Consider the following 14,883-nt stretch of genomic DNA (forward strand, 5'->3'; position numbering starts at 1 on the left):
CCGATCCGGCGCGGGCTCGCGGATCGGGCGCGGGTTCGCGGAGGCTACGGACCGGGCCGGATTCGCGGCATGCCGCGTGCCCTGCCACGGCGCCGGACCTGCTCCCGCACACTGGGAGGACCGAAGCGCGCGAAGGGAGCGAGGCGTTGAGCTACATCCAGGGATACGACCCCGAGACCCTGCGCGAGATCGTCGACATCGCGGCGTGCCGCGAGCGGCTGCGCGAGATCGGGCACCAGCGCAGCCTGCCCGCGCTGCTCGAGCGCGTGTGGCTGCTCAAGGTGCTGGGCGAGCTGGACGAGTCGCTCGACCTGTCCGAGCAGTCGGTGCGGGTGGCCCGCATGGCCGGAACCCGCAAGGACCTGCTGCGGGCGCGCATCCTGCACGCCTCCGTGCTGACCGAGCGCGGCGCGCACGCCGCCGCCGAGTTCGAGCTGTCGACGTGTGCCGAGGAGGCGGAGGGCCAGGAGTGGCCGGGCATCACGGCCTTCGCGCTGCAGCACCGCGGCCGCACCCGCTTCGACGCGGGCGACTTCGCCGGCGCGCGCTCCGACTTCAAGCGCGTGCTGTTCCTGCGGCAGGATCTCGGCGCGGACGAGACGCAGCTCGAGGTGGCCATGTCGATGGTCGAGGCCGCCGAGCGCCGCCGCGGTCACTCGCTCGCCAGCTGATCCGGCGCGATCCGCCCGTATGTCGGCGGCCCGGCATACGCTGATCTCGTGTCGGAGCTGGATCGCGTGAAGGTGTGGGCGGATGCCCTCATCCGCCTGCATCTGGACGCCTCGTGGACGTTCGCGTTCGACAACGCCAAGCGCCGCGCGGGCCTGTGCGACTACGCGCGCAAGCGGATCTCCGTCTCGCGCTACCTCGCGGCGCGGTACGACGACGACACCAACCACCAGACGCTGCTGCACGAGGTCGCGCACGCGCTCGCGGGTCCGGCGGCGGGGCACGGCAGGGAGTGGAAGCGGATCGCGCGGGGCCTGGGCTACGTCGGCGGCACGACGCACGACGGCGAGACCGCGACCGAGCTGGCGCCGTGGGTGGGCGTGTGCCCCGCCGGCCACACGGCGTACCGGCACCGCAAGCCCACGCGCCCGGCCTCGTGCGTGAAGTGCTCGCCGCGCTTCGACCGCCGCTACCTGTTCCGCTGGGAGCACCGCGAGATCACCGCCGCCGCCCGCCGCGCGGCCCTCACGCCCCGCTGACGGCGAGCGGTCGCGGTGGTCGCTTCATCTCCGGGCGTGCGGCGCTCCGCTCAGCAGTCGATCCAGCGACGCCCCTCGACTGACCCGGGGCGAGCGCGGAGCGCGAGCGTGCGGCCGCCGATGCGGCCGCACCGCGGCGCGAAGCGCCGCCTCGCCGGCGCTGACCGCGCCGGCGCGAGCACGCGAGCGGCGCCCGCACAGCGGGCGCCCGAGCGCGCGCAGACGAAAAAGAGGACGCCCGCGTTTCAGACCGCCCGCAGCTCGCCGTCGGCGTAGCGGAGCACCGTGTCGACGTCGTCGATCCGCGCCGCCGCGAGCACGGCGTCGCGGGCGCCGGCCTCCTCGAGCACGAGGCCCGTGGCGCTCGCCGTGAGCAGGTGCTTCACCGCGCGCCGCAGGCCGCGGAACGACTCGGCCGCCACGGCGACGTCGGGCGCCGAGTGGTCGATCCCGAGCGCCGACAGCGCGTCGGCCACCGCACCGGCGGCCAGCTGATCCTCCACCGTCACGCGCCCGGCGTGCCCCGCCGGCACGAGCGCGACGCTCGTGCGCGCCGCGCGGCGGTTCTGCTCGTCGTACACGGCGCGGGCGGTCGCGGTGGCGTTGCGCAGCCCGGCGAAGAGCACGAGCGGCGCCGGGTCGATCGCGGCGGCCGCCGCCAGCGCCCTGGCACCGTCGTCGCCGGCGAGCGCGAGTCCCTCATCCGGCCCGGTCCCGTCGAACGCCCCGCTCAGCGTGCCGAGCGCGTCCACCACGACGTACACGTCGGCCGGGGCGAGGCGCCCGATGCCCGCGACGCCCCAGTCGAGCCGAACCTGATACCTGCCCTGATCGAACGCACTCACGCTCTCAGCGTAGGAGGCCGCCGCCCCCGGTGCCGACCCGAGGGAAACGGTCCGAAACACGACCGGATCCGCCGATCCGCCCTTGTCTCGGACGATTCCCCTCATCTCGGAGCGAGGACGGATCGCCACGGCGGGCGCGGTGGCACACTGGCGGCATGCGGATCCTGCTCAAGCGCGTGCTCGACTGCGACGCCGACGCCGCCTGGCGGGCGCTGCACTCGCCGCGTGCCCTCGGCGAGATGCACGGGCCGCTGCTGTCGATCGAGCCGCTCGCGGCGCTGCCGACGCAGTGGCGCTCGGGCACCGACGCGCCGATCCGGTACGCCGCCGGGCCCCTGCGCCTCGGCACCCACCTCATCACGATCTCCGAGCGCGCCACCGAGGACTCCCGCGGCCCCGTGCGGATCCTGCGCGACTCGGGCATCCCGCTCACCGGACCGCTCGCGGCGCTGGACGTGTGGGATCACCAGATGGCGGTCTCGCCGGCCCCCGGCGATGCGGTGCGCACGCTGTGGCGCGAGCGGCTCGTCATCGGCGGCGCCGTCGCCCCGCTGTACTGGCCGGCGCTGTGGACGCTGTGGCAGTGGCGCGGCGCCCACCTGCGGCGGCTCGCCCCCACGTGGGCGTACGAGCCGCCGGCATCGGAGGAGTGAGCGACCTCAGTCGGCGGCGAGCGCCTCGACCGGGGCGACGCGCGTGGCCAGGCGGGTGGGACCGACGGAGGCCACGAGGGTGAGCACGGCCGTGGCCGCCACGACGATCGCCATGGGCAGCCACGGCACGGCGGGCGGGACGAGCGCGCCGGCGGGCGCCCCCAGCGATGTGGAGATGGAGCCGAGCAGCGACTGCGCAGCCGCCCACCCGTAGGCGATGCCGAGCGCGAGCCCCAGGGCGAGCGACGCGATCGTGATGTGCGCGGCCTCGAGCAGCACCATCCGGCGCACCTGCGGGTTCGACAGGCCGAGCGCCCGCAGCAGCCCGAGCTCGGTGCGGCGCTGGACGACGCCGATCGTCAGCAGGTTGACGAGCCCCACGGCGGCGATCACGGCCGAGACCGCGACGAGCCCCATCATGACGCCGGAGAACATGTCCATCGCGGCGGAGAAGTCGTCGGCCATGGCGCCGCCGGAGTTGGCGATCATGACGGCCTTGGCCGACTCGGACGCCACGGCGAACATGGTCACGAGCGTGACGCCGACGACGACGCCGATGGCCATGCGGCTCGAGCGCTCCGGGTACCGGAGGGCGTTCTCGGCGGCCAAGCGCGCCGGGGCCGAGCCGCCGAAGGCGCGACCGACGAGCCGCAGCACGGGCGGCATCACGAGCGTGGAGCCGAGCACGAGCCCGGTGAACGACAGGAGCCCGCCGACGAACGAGACGAGGATCGCGAGCGGCGTGACGAGCCCGAGCGCCACGCCGATCGCGAGCAGCGCCCCGCCGGCGATGAGCAGGACGAGCGCGCCGACGTTGCGCCCCACGCCGCCGCGCGCCCGGTCGGCCGTGCGCTCCACCGAGCCGCCCAGCGCCTGCAGCGGCGTGACGGCGAGCACGCGGCGCGATCCGGTCCAGGCCGCCGCCCACGTCGTGAGCGCCACCGCGACGGCGGGCAGCGCGAGCCAGGGCTGCACCACGCCGTACGCGACATCGGGCACGTCGAGTAGCCGCGTGGCGAGCGCCACCCCGGCGGCCGACAGCAGCGTGCCGGCGAGCGCGCCGAGCACGGCGCCGATGATCCCGACCACGAGACCCTGACCGGCCACCTCGGCCCGCTGCGAGCGCGCCGACGCCCCGATCAGCCGCATCAGGGCGATCCGGCGCGTGCGACCCGCCACGATCGTGGCGAAGGTGTTGGACGTCACGATCGCGCCCACGTACATCGCGATGATCATGAAGATGACGCTGAGGATCCCGATCATCACGACGAGCGTGCCGCTGTCGGGGAACGTGTCGGTCAGCAGCGCTGCGAGGTAGCCGGTCGTCGAGAGCAGCACCGCCCCGAACGCCGTCGAGAGCCCGGCGACGAGCACGCTCGCCCCCATGCCGCGCTCGGCGAGGAAGGCGAAGGATCGGCGCCGCGCGGGGGCGAGGGCCGCGCCGGCCGCGACGGCACTCACGCGGCCACCCCCGCACCGGCTCCCGCGCCCGCGGGCGTCTCGGCCGACAGCATGTGGGCGGAGATCTGCTCGGGGCTCTGACGCGGCTTGTCGGCCACGATCCGGCCGTCGCCCAGGAAGAGGACGCGGTCGGCGTGCGCGGCGGCGATCGGATCGTGCGTCACCATCGCGATCGACTGGCCGTGCTCGCGGCTGGCGGTGGCCAGCAGCGCGAGCACCTCGCGGCCGGTGCGCGAGTCGAGCGCGCCGGTGGGCTCGTCGGCGAAGACGAGGTCGGGCGCCGTGGCGAGCGCGCGGGCGATCGCCACGCGCTGCTGCTGACCGCCGCTGAGCTCGTGGGGCCGGTGGGCGAGCCGCGGGCCGAGCCCGAGCGATTCGATGAGCCCGTCGATCCGCGCCTGCTCCGCCCCGGTCGGCCGGCGGCCGTCGAGGTCGAACGGCAGCAGGATGTTGCCGCGCACGTCGAGGGTGGGCACGAGGTTGAACGACTGGAAGACGAAGCCCACGCGGCGCCGGCGCAGGATCGTCAGCTCGGCATCGCGCATGCCGGTGATCTCGGTGTCGCCGATCCAGGCGCGGCCGCCCGTGGGGGCGTCGAGGCCCGCCATGATGTGCATGAGCGTCGACTTGCCCGATCCGCTCGGGCCCATGATGGCCGTGAACTGGCCGCGGCGGATGCCGACGCTCACGTCGTCGAGCGCGCGCACGGCGCCGTCGCCCGATCCGAACGTCTTGGACAGGTGCGTCACCCGGGCCGCGAGGCCCAGCTCGCTGGTGCTGATCTCCATGCCCTCGACGCTACGGACGACGCCCCCTCGCGGTCATCGCCCGCCAGGCTCATCCGCGTACATCGCGAGGATGATCCGCGAACCCGCGCTCGTTCGCCGAACCCGCCCCGGATCGGGCGCGGGCTCGCGGATCGAGCGCGGGTTCGCGGGCAGGAGGGGGGAGTCAGACGAGGCCGTGCTCGAACGCGAACACCACCAGCTGCACGCGGTCGCGCAGGCCGAGCTTGGTGAGGATGCGGCTGACGTGCGTCTTCACGGTCGACTCGCTGAGGTACTCGCGCGCCGCGATCTCGCCGTTGCTGAGGCCGCGGGCGGCGAGCGCGAAGATCTCCTTCTCGCGGTCGGTGAGCTCCTCGTACGCCGGCGGGACCGGGCGGGCGGGCTCGGCGAAGTGCGCGAACAGCGCGCGCGTCGCCGAGGCCGCGATCACCTCCGACCCGGCGTGCACCGAGCGGATCGCGGCGAGCAGGAACTCGGGATCGGCGTCCTTCAGCAGGAAGCCGCTGGCGCCCTGGCGGATCGCGCGCGCGGCGGCCTCGTCGAGGTCGAAGGTCGTGAGCATCACGATCCGCGGCGCCCGTGCGTCCTGCAGCAGCTCGGCCGTGGCGGCCAGGCCGTCCATCACGGGCATGCGGATGTCCATGAGCACGACGTCCGGGCGCGTGCGGCGCACCACCTCGACGCCCTCGCGGCCGTCGCCGGCCTCGCCCACGACCTCCAGGTCGGGCTGCGAGGTGAGCAGCATCCGCACGCCGGCGCGGAACAGTGCCTGGTCGTCGACGAGCACCACCCGGATCGGCCGGTCCTGCCGCGCCCCGGCCTGCTCGCCCGCCGCGGTCTGCTCGCTCATGCGCCCCCTCCGATCGGCAGCTCGCCCGCCACCACGAACGTACTGCCCTGCGCACCCGCGTCCGCGCGCCCACCCACCAGCTGCGCGCGCTCGCGGATGCCGATGAGCCCGTGCCCGGGCGTGCCGTCGCCCCGCTCCGATCCGCCCTCCGAAATGCCGTTCGTCACCCGGAAGGCGACACGATCCGGCCACCACGACAGGCGCACGTCCACGCCCGCGCGGTCGCCGTGCCGCAGCGCGTTCGTGAGCGCCTCCTGCAGGATGCGGTACACGGCCAGCTGCACCGAGGCGGGGATGTCGGCGGGCGGCGCCGGATCGACGTCGACGGCGATCTCGATGCCGGCGGCCCGCACCTGGGCGAACAGCTGCTCGAGGTCGGCGAGGGTCGGCTGCGGCCCCTCGGCCTCGCGATGCCGCAGCTGCGTGAGCAGCATGCGCACGTCCGAAAGCGCGGCCCGCGCGGTCTGGCTGATGGTGCGCAGCGCCTCGGTCGCGGCCGCCGGATCGGCCGCGGCGGCGTAGCGCGCGCCGTCGGCCTGGGCCACGACCACGGCGAGCGAGTGCGCGACGACGTCGTGCATGTCCCGGGCGATGCGGCCCCGCTCCTGCTCCGACGCGGCCTCGAGCTCGGCGCGGCGCTGGGCCTCGCGGTTCTCTCGCGCCCGGATGCTCGCGCGCACGAGCGCGCCCGCCGTCCACGACAGCAGCAGCGAGAACAGCGCGGCGGCCAGGATCGAGGCGCTCACGACCGCGGCGGCCATGGGGCTCACGAACGTGTCGGGGCCGCCGAACATCCCCGGCATGAGCAGCAGATAGCCGGTGATCGTGAGTGCGCCGCCGATCGCCGACGCGAATCCCGTCCACATCACGGCCCGCGATCCGTAGGCCGCCGTCACGTACAGCACACCGAAGATCGCGAGGTTGCTGGGCAGCGGCGTGAGCGCCGACGCCATCTGCACGATCGCGCCGACCCAGGCGATCGCGAGCGCCAGCCCGGGGGACAGCCGTCGCACCGCCAGAGCGCCCGCCATGAACACGCCCGTGATCACCGCGAGGATCCACGACTGCTCCGGCGCGAGGGTGACGAGCCCGAACAGCAGGAAGAACCCGACGGCCAGCACCACGTCGACCACGATCTGGGCGGTGGAGAGGGGGCGGAAGAGCTGACGGATCACGACGGTCCACGCTATGCCAGCCGGGTCGGCCGCACATCATCCCAAGGATGTATCCCGCGTGCCGCGCGGCGCCCCCGGCGGCGTCATCCGGTGATCGCCCGCGGATCTACGCTGGAGCGGTGACCCCGCTGCATGACACCTCCGTCCGCTCGTTCGCCTCCGACAACTACTCCGGGGTCCACCCCGAGGTGCTCGCGGCCATCGCCGCGGCGAACGACGGGCACCAGGTCGCCTACGGCGACGACGCCTACACGGCGCGGCTGCAGGAGGTGCTCGTGGGGCACTTCGGCGAGGGGGTCGAGGGCTTCCCCGTGTTCAACGGCACGGGCGCGAACGTCGTGGGCCTGCAGGCGATGCTGCCGCGCTGGGGCGCGGTCGTCGCGCCCGCCTCGGCGCACATCAACACCGACGAGGGCGGCGCCCCCGAGCGCGTGGGCGGCATCAAGATCCTGAGCGTGCCGACCGACGACGGCAAGCTCACGCCCGAGCTGCTCGACCGCGAGGCGTGGGGCTGGGGCGACGAGCACCGCGCGCAGCCGCTGGTCGTCTCGATCACGCAGTCGACGGAGTTCGGCACGCTCTACACGCCCGACGAGGTCCGCGCGGTGGCCGAGCACGCGCACGCGCTCGGCATGCGCGTGCACATGGATGGATCGCGGATCAGCAACGCGGCGGCCGCGCTGGGCGTGCCGCTGCGCGCCTTCACGACCGACGCGGGCGTGGACGTGCTGAGCCTGGGCGGCACGAAGAACGGCGCGCTCGGCGCCGAGGCCGTCGTCGTCATCGAGCCGAGCGCCGCGGAGGGTGTGACGTACGTGCGCAAGTTCGACATGCAGCTCGCGTCGAAGATGCGCTTCCTCTCGGCCCAGCTCATCGCGCTCTACGAGGGCGACCTCTACCTCCGCAACGCCCGCCACGCGAACGCGATGGCCGCGCGCCTGAGCTCGCTCGTCGAGGCGGGCATCGCCGACGGCTCGATCCGCGGCACCCGCCTGACGCAGCCGACCGTGGTCAACGGGGTCTTCGTGGCGCTGCCGGACGGCGTGGCCGACCGGCTGCGGCAGCACTTCCGCTTCTACGACTGGGACGCCACGAAGAACGAGGTGCGCTGGATGTGCAGCTTCGACACCCAGGAGTCCGACGTCGACGCGCTCGTCGCGGCCCTGAAGTCGGAGACCGCCGCGCTCTGACCCGCTCTCTCCCGCGAGACAGCAAGTACGCGCCGAGACAGCGGCGTCTGCACGCTGTCTCGGCGCGCAGAAGCTGTCTCGGGAAATGGAGGGACGGTCAGCGCAGGGCGCCGACGCTCGCGAGCGCCATGCGCACGAGGGCGCCGCGGCCGCCCTCCATCTCGGCGGCCACCGTCTCGGACGCCGCCTCCTCGGGCGAGAGCCACGTCACCTCGAGCGCGTCCTGCCGCGGCTCGCACGTGCCCGTCACGGGCACGACGAAGGCGAGCGAGACAGCGTGCTGGCGGTCATCGTGGAACTGGCTGACGCCGGGCATCGGGAAGTACTCCGCCACCGTGAACGGCACGGGCGACGGGGGCAGCAGCGGGAAGGCCATGGGCCCGAGGTCGTTCTCGAGGTGGCGGAAGAGGGCGTCGCGCACCGACTCGCCGTAGCGCACGCGCCCCGACACGATCGTGCGCAGGATCTCGCCCACCGGCGACGCGCGCAGCAGGATGCCGACCTGCGTCACCTGCCCCGTGCCGTCCGTGCGCACGGGCACGCCCTCGACGTACAGGATCGGCAGGCGGCGGCGGATCTCGGCGAGCTCGATGTCGCTGAGCCACGCGGGGTTCTTCGCGGGGCCTGGCATGCCCGGCAGCCGGATCGCGCCCGTGTCGAGGTTGATCGGCCCCGAGGGCGTCGGGTCCTCGGGCAGGTCGTCGGGATCGGGGGTGCGTACCGGCATGTGTCCTGTATACCCGCCCGATCCGCTCGGCGCGCTCCCCGCGGCCGGGTGTGGAGGGATCCGATCGATCCGGACTCTGACACTTCGACTCCTCGCTTCGCTCGTCGCTCAGTGTTGCCCCCGCGCCGCATCAACGCGCTGCGCGCATTGATCCGGCGCGCGGCAAGATGGACGCATGCCGCTGATCCCCGCCCTCGACGACGCGGCCGTGCTGTGGCGCGGCGACCGCGACGGCCGGCCGCTGCTCGTGCTGCTGCACGGCTACGGCTCGGACGAGCGCGACCTGTTCGCGCTCGCGCGCCAGCTGCCCGACGCCTTCGTCGTCGCCTCGGTCCGCGCGCCGATGGAGCCGCCGTGGCCCACGCCCGGCCACGCCTGGTACGCGCTGGAGGGCGAGGGGGCGCGGGATCCCGAGGCCGTGACGCAGGCGGCCGTGCGCTTCCTCGAGTGGCTCGACGGCACCGGCCACGACGGACCCGTCGGGCTGCTGGGCTTCTCGCAGGGCGGGGCCGTGGCGCTGCAGGCCCTGCGCCTCACGCCCGCGCGCTTCGCCTTCGCCGTGAACCTCTCCGGCTACGTCGCCCCGGGCGCCCTCGCGGGCGACGCGACCCTCGCCGAGGCCCGGCCGCCCGTGTTCTGGGGCCGCGGCACCGCCGACACGGTCATCCCCGAGGCGCTCGTCGTGCACACCACCGATTGGCTGCCCGCCCACACCGACCTCGTGGGCCGGATCTACCCCGGCCTCGCCCACGCCGTGGCCGAGCAGGAGCTGGGCGACGTGCGCGTCTTCCTCGAGAAGCAGCTGACGGCGCTCGCTGATCAGGACTGAGCCGGGCTCTCCGGTCCGTCCTCGTCCGCGGGGGTGCCGGGCGCGGGGTCGTCGGCCTCGGGGGCCGATCCCTCGCCCGGCTCCGGATCGGAGTCGGGTCCCGCCGCATCCGGGCCGTCGGACTCGTCGTCGGGCCGCGTGCCGGACGCGAACGCCATCGAGACGCCGAACGCGATGCCGATCGAGACGCCGATCGCGAAGTTCTCCAGTGCCAGTCCCAGCGCGAACCCGATCCCGATGCCGAGGGCCACGCCCACGCCCCAGTTGGGCTGGAGCCCGCCACGCTCGTCGCTCATGCACGCCACGGTACGCGCCGCCCGCGACCGGCACCTCCCCCGCGCGACGGATCCGGGTGACGGGCCGGATGTCGGAGATCGGCGGCAGGATGGAGGCATGGCGGACGTGCTCGAGCGGTTCGGGGAGGCGACGCGGGACTGGTTCCGCGGCGCGTTCCCCGCGCCCACCGACGCGCAGCGCGGGGCGTGGGAGGCGATCTCCGGCGGCCGCCACGCCCTCGTCGTCGCACCGACCGGATCGGGCAAGACGCTCTCGGCGTTCCTGTGGGCGATCGATCGCGTCTTCCGCGAGCCGGCGCCCGAGCGGCGCTCGTCGCGGATCCTGTACGTCTCGCCCCTGAAGGCGCTCGGCGTCGACGTGGAGCGCAACCTGCGCTCGCCCCTCGTCGGCATCTCGCAGGCCGCGCGCCGTCTCGGCATCCCGACGCCCGAGGTGTCGGTGGGCGTGCGCTCGGGCGACACCCCGTCGTCCGAGCGGCAGAAGCTCGTGCGCAACCCGCCCGACATCCTCATCACGACGCCCGAGTCGCTGTACCTCATGCTCACGAGTCAGGCACGCGAGACGCTGCGCGGGGTGCACACCGTCATCGTCGACGAGGTGCACGCCGTGGCGGCGACCAAGCGCGGGGCGCACCTGGCGGTCTCGCTCGAGCGGCTCGACGAGCTGCTCGACGCGCCGGCGCAGCGGATCGGACTGTCGGCCACCGTGCGCCCGATCGACGAGGTCGCGCGGTTCCTGGGCGGATCCGCACCCGTCGACATCGTCGCGCCGCGCGCGTCGAAGACCTTCGACCTGCGGGTGACCGTGCCGGTCGACGACATGCAGAACCCGCCGCCCGCCGCCGGCGCCGCGCCCGCGCCCGAGGACGGCGAGGAGGAGTGGTTCCGGCCGCCCGAGTCGACCGAGATGACCGGATCGATCTGGCCGCATGTGGAGGAGGCGATCGTCGACCGCATCCTGCAGCACCGCTCGACGATCGTGTTCGCCAACTCCCGCCGGCTCGCCGAGCGCCTCACGGCGCGGCTGAACGAGATCTACGCCGAGCGGGTGGGGATCGAGGTGCCCGCGCCCACCGTGCCGGCCGCGATGATGGCGCAGGCGGGCGCGACGGCGGGCGTCGCGGCGATCCTGGCGAAGGCGCACCACGGCTCGGTGTCGAAGGAGCAGCGCGCGCAGGTCGAGGAGGAGCTCAAGTCGGGCGCGCTGCGCTGCGTCGTGGCGACGAGCAGCCTCGAGCTCGGCATCGACATGGGCGCGGTCGACCTCGTCATCCAGGTGGAGGCCCCGCCGAGCGCGGCCAGCGGCCTGCAGCGCGTGGGTCGCGCGGGCCACCAGGTCGGCGAGATCAGCCGCGCCGCGCTGTTCCCCAAGCACCGCGCCGACGTGCTGCACACCGCGATCGTCACCGAGCGGATGCTGTCGGGCCGGATCGAGGCGATCTCGATCCCGCAGAACCCGCTCGACATCCTCGCCCAGCAGACGGTGGCGGCCACGGCGCTCGGCCCCGTGGAGGTCGAGGCGTGGTTCGAGACCGTGCGCCGCTCGGCGCCGTTCCGCACGCTGCCGCGCGGCGCCTTCGAGGCGACCCTCGACCTGCTGGCCGGCCGCTACCCGTCCGACGAGTTCGCCGAGCTGCGACCCCGGCTCGTGTGGGACCGCGACGCCGGCACGATCGAGGGGCGCCCGGGATCGCAGCGCCTCGCCGTGACGAGCGGCGGCACGATCCCCGACCGCGGCCTGTTCGGCGTGTTCGTCGCAGGCGAGTCGACGGGCGCGCGCGTCGGCGAGCTCGACGAGGAGATGGTCTACGAGTCGCGGGTGAACGACGTCTTCACGCTCGGCACCACGAGCTGGCGGATCGTCGAGATCACGCACGACCGCGTCAACGTCGTGCCGGCGTTCGGGCAACCGGGCAAGGTGCCGTTCTGGCACGGCGACGGGCTGGGACGCCCGGCCGAGCTGGGCGAGGCGCTCGGCGCCATGTCGCGCGAGCTGGCGGCGTCGCCGCGCGAGAAGGCGGTCGACCGCCTGCGCGAAGCCGGCCTCGACGAGCGGGCGATCGAGAACCTGCTCGCCTACCTCGAGGAGCAGAAGGAGGCCACCGGATCGATCCCCACCGATCGCCTGCTCACGGTGGAGCGCGGCCGCGACGAGGTGGGCGACTGGCGGATCATCCTGCATTCCCCGTACGGCATGCACGTGCACGCGCCGTGGGCGCTCGCGGTCAACGCGCGCATCCGCGAACGCCTGGGCGTGGACGGATCGGCGGTCGCGAGCGACGACGGCATCATCGCGCGCATCCCCGACGCCGAGTCGGATCCGCCGGGGGCCGAGCTGTTCGTCTTCGAGCCCGAGGAGCTGGAGCAGATCGTCACCGACGAGGTGGGCGGCTCGGCGCTGTTCGCCGCGCGCTTCCGCGAGTGCGCGGCCCGCGCGCTGCTCATGCCCCGCATGAACCCGGGCCGCCGCACGCCCCTGTGGCAGCAGCGCCAGCGCTCGGCCCAGCTGCTCGAGGTCGCGCGCCGGCACCCGACCTTCCCGATCATCCTCGAGACGCTGCGCGAGGTGCTGCAGGACGTCTACGACCTGCCCGCGCTGACGCGGCTCGCACGCGGCATCCAGGAGCGGCGGATCCGGATCGTCGAGACCGAGACCGCGCAGCCGTCGCCCTACGCGCGCGACCTGCTGTTCGGCTACGTCGGCGCGTTCATGTACGAGGGCGACTCGCCGCTGGCCGAGCGCCGCGCGGCCGCGCTGTCGGTCGATCCTTCGCTGCTGAGCGAGCTGCTGGGCCGCGTGGAGATGCGCGAGCTGCTCGATCCCGACGTGATCGCGCAGTACGAGGCCGAGCAGCAGCGCCTCGCGCCCGACCGCCGCGCGCGCGGCGCGGAGGGCGTGGCCGATCTGCTGCGCGTGCTCGGCCCCCTCTCGGTCGAGGAGGTCGCCGCGCGGCTCGAGCCGGAGGGGGCACCCGCAGGCCTCGACTCCGGCGCTGACGCGCCTGCGCTCGACCCGTCTCCGCTCCGCGGCTCCGCCGCTCCCGTCGACGACCCCGACATGGGTCGTCGAGCGAGCGAAGCGAGCCGAGACGGGTTGAGCGAGGAGCGAAGCGACGAGTCGAAACCAGGGCCGCACGTCGCCCGCGCCGCCACCCATCTCGCCGCGCTCGTCGACGCGCGCCGGGCGATCCCCGTGACCATCGCCGGGGTGCCGCGCTTCGCGGCGATCGAGGACGCCGGCCGGCTGCGCGATGCGCTCGGGGCCGCGCTGCCCGTCGGCGTGCCGGTGGCGTTCCTCGAGCCCGTGGCCGATCCGCTCGGCGACCTCGTCTCGCGCTACGCCCGCACGCACGGTCCGTTCACCACGGAGGCGGTGGCGGCGCGGCTCGGCATCGGCACCGCGGTGGCGCGCCACACGCTGCAGCGCCTGGAGCAGCAGGGCCGCCTGTCGAGCGGCTTCTTCCTGCCCGAGGGCCGCGGCGCGCTCGACGAGAGCGAGTGGTGCGACGCCGAGGCGCTGCGCCGCATCCGGATGCGCTCCCTCGCCGCGCTGCGCGGCAGCGTGGAGCCCGTCTCGCCCGAGGCGTACGCGCGGTTCCTGCCCGACTGGCAGCACCTCACGCGGCCCCTCGAGGGCATCGACGGCGTGCTCGCCGCGGTCGAGCAGCTGGCGGGGGTGCCGATCCCCGCCAGCGCGTGGGAGTCACTCGTGCTGCCCTCGCGCGTGCGCGACTACGCACCCGCGATGCTCGACGAGCTCACCGCGACGGGCGAGGTGGTGTGGTCGGGGCACGGCGCCCTGCCGGGGCGCGACGGCTGGATCGCGCTGCACCCCGCCGATGCCGCGCCGGTCACGCTGCCCGAGCCCGAGGGCGAGGTCGACCCCGACTCGCTGGAGGGGCGGATCCTCGGCATCCTCTCGTTCGGCGGGGCGTACTTCGCGCCGCAGCTGGCCGAGATGGCCCGCGCCCGCATGCCCGACGCCGATGCGGCCGCCGTATCGAAGACGGCGGTGGTCGACGCGCTGTGGGGCCTCGTGTGGGCGGGGCGCGTCACGAACGACACGTTCTCGCCGATCCGCACGCTGCTGGGCGGCGGCTCGCAGGCGCACCGGGCCCAGCGCCGCGCCCCGCGCAGCCGGATGTACCGCGGCGCGGCCGCGCGCCCGCAGGCCCCGCGGCCCCTCGTCGGCGGCCGATGGTCGGTGCTGCCCGCGCCCGAGGCGGACGCGACCGTGCGGGCCGCCGCGACCGCGTCGATCCTGCTCGACCGGCACGGCGTCGTCACGCGCGGCGCCGTGCAGAACGAGGGCGTACCGGGCGGCTTCGCGCAGGCCTACCGCACGCTCGCGGGGCTGGAGCAGGCCGGCCACTGCCGCCGCGGCTACCTCATCGAACGTCTCGGCGCGGCGCAGTTCGCCACGTCGCCCACGATCGACCGCCTCCGCACGTTCGCCGGCCTGCCCGATCCGGCGCCGATGCGGGCCGTCACGCTCGCCGCGACCGATCCGGCGAACCCGTATGGCGCCGCGCTGCCCTGGCCGGCGCTCGAGGGCGTGCGGCACCGGCCGGGCCGCAAGGCGGGCGGCCTCGTCGTGCTGCTCGACGGCGCGCTCGTGCTGTACCTCGAGCGCGGGGGCCGCACGGCGCTCGTGTTCGACGACGACGAGGAGCGCGTCGCGGCGGCGTGCGCCGACCTCGCGGCCACGGCCCGCGCCCGGCGGCTCGAGACGCTCACGGTCGAGCAGGCCAACGGCGAGTTCGTGTACACGGCGCCGCTGGGGCGGGCGCTGCGCGCCGCCGGCTTCGTCGAGTCGCCGCGCGGCCTCACCCTGCGGCGGGCCCGGCCATGACGCGCGGGC

At 74.7% G+C, this 14,883-nt stretch carries 13 protein-coding genes; 6 read left to right on the top strand and 7 right to left on the bottom strand.

Annotated features, from left to right (window positions below; genetic code table 11):
- The first annotated feature begins 146 nt into the window (after positions 1-146).
- Together ACYVJ0_RS07530 and ACYVJ0_RS07535 are read left to right on the top strand one after the other, a co-directional pair.
- The gene (locus tag ACYVJ0_RS07530; RefSeq protein WP_449855123.1) at positions 147-671 is read left to right on the top strand and encodes a hypothetical protein; all 525 of its coding nucleotides are present in this window, start codon (positions 147-149) and stop codon (positions 669-671) included.
- A 48-nt stretch (positions 672-719) separates the two neighbouring features.
- On the top strand, positions 720-1,208 hold the full coding sequence (locus ACYVJ0_RS07535; RefSeq protein ID WP_460817018.1) for a SprT-like domain-containing protein: 489 nt from the start codon (positions 720-722) through the stop codon (positions 1,206-1,208).
- 245 nt (positions 1,209-1,453) lie between these two features.
- Here ACYVJ0_RS07535 and ACYVJ0_RS07540 read toward each other — a convergent pair whose 3' ends face one another.
- Positions 1,454-2,053 (bottom strand): 2-phosphosulfolactate phosphatase, encoded by a 600-nt coding sequence (locus ACYVJ0_RS07540; RefSeq protein ID WP_460817020.1) that lies wholly within the window; start codon positions 2,051-2,053, stop codon positions 1,454-1,456.
- 155 nt (positions 2,054-2,208) lie between these two features.
- Between ACYVJ0_RS07540 and ACYVJ0_RS07545 the strand changes: the two genes are divergently transcribed.
- Complete coding sequence (locus tag ACYVJ0_RS07545) at positions 2,209-2,706, top strand: hypothetical protein (RefSeq protein WP_460817021.1); 498 nt, start codon at positions 2,209-2,211, stop codon at positions 2,704-2,706.
- A 6-nt stretch (positions 2,707-2,712) separates the two neighbouring features.
- Here the strand turns inward: ACYVJ0_RS07545 and ACYVJ0_RS07550 are convergent, their stop codons facing one another.
- The 4 genes from ACYVJ0_RS07550 to ACYVJ0_RS07565 all read right to left on the bottom strand — a co-directional run bounded on the left by ACYVJ0_RS07550 (position 2,713) and on the right by ACYVJ0_RS07565 (position 6,980).
- Positions 2,713-4,167, bottom strand: coding sequence for an ABC transporter permease (locus tag ACYVJ0_RS07550; protein ID WP_460817023.1), 1,455 nt, complete (start codon positions 4,165-4,167; stop codon positions 2,713-2,715).
- Positions 4,164-4,955, bottom strand: a complete 792-nt coding sequence (locus ACYVJ0_RS07555; protein WP_460817025.1) for an ABC transporter ATP-binding protein — start codon at positions 4,953-4,955, stop codon at positions 4,164-4,166. The genes ACYVJ0_RS07550 and ACYVJ0_RS07555 overlap by 4 nt, the downstream gene beginning before the upstream one ends.
- A 163-nt stretch (positions 4,956-5,118) precedes the next feature.
- On the bottom strand, positions 5,119-5,805 hold the full coding sequence (locus tag ACYVJ0_RS07560; RefSeq protein ID WP_460817027.1) for a response regulator: 687 nt from the start codon (positions 5,803-5,805) through the stop codon (positions 5,119-5,121).
- Positions 5,802-6,980, bottom strand: coding sequence for a sensor histidine kinase (locus ACYVJ0_RS07565; protein ID WP_460817029.1), 1,179 nt, complete (start codon positions 6,978-6,980; stop codon positions 5,802-5,804). Before ACYVJ0_RS07565 ends, ACYVJ0_RS07560 begins: the two co-directional genes overlap by 4 nt.
- 119 nt (positions 6,981-7,099) lie before the next feature.
- On the opposite strand from ACYVJ0_RS07565, the gene ACYVJ0_RS07570 reads away from it, so the two are divergent.
- Positions 7,100-8,170, top strand: a complete 1,071-nt coding sequence (locus tag ACYVJ0_RS07570) for a threonine aldolase family protein (protein ID WP_460817031.1) — start codon at positions 7,100-7,102, stop codon at positions 8,168-8,170.
- A gap of 97 nt (positions 8,171-8,267) precedes the next feature.
- Here ACYVJ0_RS07570 and ACYVJ0_RS07575 read toward each other — a convergent pair whose 3' ends face one another.
- The gene (locus ACYVJ0_RS07575; RefSeq protein WP_460817032.1) at positions 8,268-8,897 is read right to left on the bottom strand and encodes an NUDIX hydrolase family protein; all 630 of its coding nucleotides are present in this window, start codon (positions 8,895-8,897) and stop codon (positions 8,268-8,270) included.
- Between the two features lie 175 nt (positions 8,898-9,072).
- On the opposite strand from ACYVJ0_RS07575, the gene ACYVJ0_RS07580 reads away from it, so the two are divergent.
- Positions 9,073-9,726, top strand: a complete 654-nt coding sequence (locus tag ACYVJ0_RS07580; RefSeq protein WP_460817034.1) for an alpha/beta hydrolase — start codon at positions 9,073-9,075, stop codon at positions 9,724-9,726.
- On the opposite strand, the gene ACYVJ0_RS07585 is transcribed toward ACYVJ0_RS07580, so the two are convergent.
- A complete protein-coding gene (locus ACYVJ0_RS07585; protein WP_449855112.1) occupies positions 9,717-10,022 on the bottom strand; it encodes a hypothetical protein in 306 nt (101 codons plus the stop codon). The genes ACYVJ0_RS07580 and ACYVJ0_RS07585 overlap by 10 nt on opposite strands.
- A gap of 97 nt (positions 10,023-10,119) precedes the next feature.
- On the opposite strand from ACYVJ0_RS07585, the gene ACYVJ0_RS07590 reads away from it, so the two are divergent.
- A complete protein-coding gene (locus ACYVJ0_RS07590; protein WP_449855111.1) occupies positions 10,120-14,874 on the top strand; it encodes an Lhr family ATP-dependent helicase in 4,755 nt (1,584 codons plus the stop codon).
- Positions 14,875-14,883: the final 9 nt, after the last annotated feature.

It is taken from the genome of Microbacterium petrolearium (assembly GCF_054782875.1).

Coding starts and splice junctions, on each gene's coding strand:
- ACYVJ0_RS07555 (WP_460817025.1), bottom strand. CDS start 4,955: ATGGAGATCAGCACCAGCGAGCTGGGCCTCGCGGCCCGGGTGACGCAC.
- ACYVJ0_RS07580 (WP_460817034.1), top strand. CDS start 9,073: ATGCCGCTGATCCCCGCCCTCGACGACGCGGCCGTGCTGTGGCGCGGC.
- ACYVJ0_RS07545 (WP_460817021.1), top strand. CDS start 2,209: ATGCGGATCCTGCTCAAGCGCGTGCTCGACTGCGACGCCGACGCCGCC.
- ACYVJ0_RS07560 (WP_460817027.1), bottom strand. CDS start 5,805: ATGAGCGAGCAGACCGCGGCGGGCGAGCAGGCCGGGGCGCGGCAGGAC.
- ACYVJ0_RS07575 (WP_460817032.1), bottom strand. CDS start 8,897: ATGCCGGTACGCACCCCCGATCCCGACGACCTGCCCGAGGACCCGACG.
- ACYVJ0_RS07585 (WP_449855112.1), bottom strand. CDS start 10,022: ATGAGCGACGAGCGTGGCGGGCTCCAGCCCAACTGGGGCGTGGGCGTG.
- ACYVJ0_RS07590 (WP_449855111.1), top strand. CDS start 10,120: ATGGCGGACGTGCTCGAGCGGTTCGGGGAGGCGACGCGGGACTGGTTC.